This is a genomic window from Mesorhizobium sp. M7A.F.Ca.CA.003.01.2.1 (genome assembly GCF_003998945.1).
In the GTDB taxonomy this organism is placed as follows: Bacteria; Pseudomonadota; Alphaproteobacteria; order Rhizobiales; family Rhizobiaceae; genus Mesorhizobium; species Mesorhizobium ciceri.
In genome coordinates, this window is record NZ_RZRA01001403.1 from 1 (window position 1) to 930 (window position 930).

At 65.6% G+C, this 930-nt stretch carries 1 protein-coding gene and 1 pseudogene; both read right to left on the minus strand.

Annotation, left to right across the window (positions count from 1 at the left end):
* A pseudogene (locus tag EN969_RS33005) lies at positions 1-197 on the minus strand (ion transporter); the annotation flags it as partial.
* Positions 198-264: 67 nt separating this feature from the next.
* Positions 265-930, minus strand: a 666-nt coding sequence (locus tag EN969_RS33010; protein ID WP_245467640.1) for an OB-fold nucleic acid binding domain-containing protein, incomplete at its 5' end; no start/stop codon positions are given.

The window sequence follows — 930 nt, forward strand, 5'->3', positions numbered from 1 at the left end:
AGCCAGAGGAAGGACGGCTTGTCCTGGAGAACCGGCGTCGCGATGAAGAAGGCGATGATGGCGAGGTCGATGACGACGGCCACCAGTTGGAACCGGAAAGCGGCCGGCGTGCGCCCATGATAAAGCCTGCGCAGCCGGTCACGCAGCCGCGCCAAGGCTGAAACCGCCTGCGACCCATTCCTCTGCGCCGGCTTCATGCTGACTGCGCCGGCGTTGGCCGCAGCGACCGCCCGGCTGATTGCCGCGCCCCGAAAAGAGCGGGGGTCACACCAATTCCACTTCGACCACGCCCGGCACCGCGCGCATCGCCGAGGCGATCTGCGGCGAGATACGGTAGCGGTTCGGCAGCTCTATCTCGATTTCACCCTCGCCTTCTTCCTTGATCAGCACGAAACTGACCTGGCCTTCGCCCCTGACGGTCAGTTGGCCGGCCAGCGTGTTGATCGGCGTGGCGTTGCGCACGAAGATACGCAGCGCCTTCTGGATGCGACTTGCCTCATCCTCCAGCGACTGCACCGAGTTGATGCGCAGATTGACGCCTTCCGGCCTGTCCTCGGCCGCAACGGTGATGACGACGGAGCGGCCGGCCTCGAGCAGGTCGCGATACTGTGCCAGTCCTTCCGAAAACAGCACGGCTTCGTACTGGCCTGACGTATCCGAAAAGGCGATGACGCCCATCTTGTTGCCGGTGCGCGTCTTGCGTTCCTGCTTGGATGTCACCGTGCCGGCCAGGCGGCCGGCGGCGGCACCGCGTTTGACGGCCGCCGAGAACTCGGCCCACGTTTGCACCCGCATCTTCTGCAGGGCCGCCTTGTACTCGTCGAGCGGGTGGGCCGAGAGGTAAAAGCCGACCACCTGGAATTCACGGTGCAGCCGGTCGGCGGCGAGCCACGGCTCTGTCGCCGGCAGATTGAGTGCCTGCGACTGGGC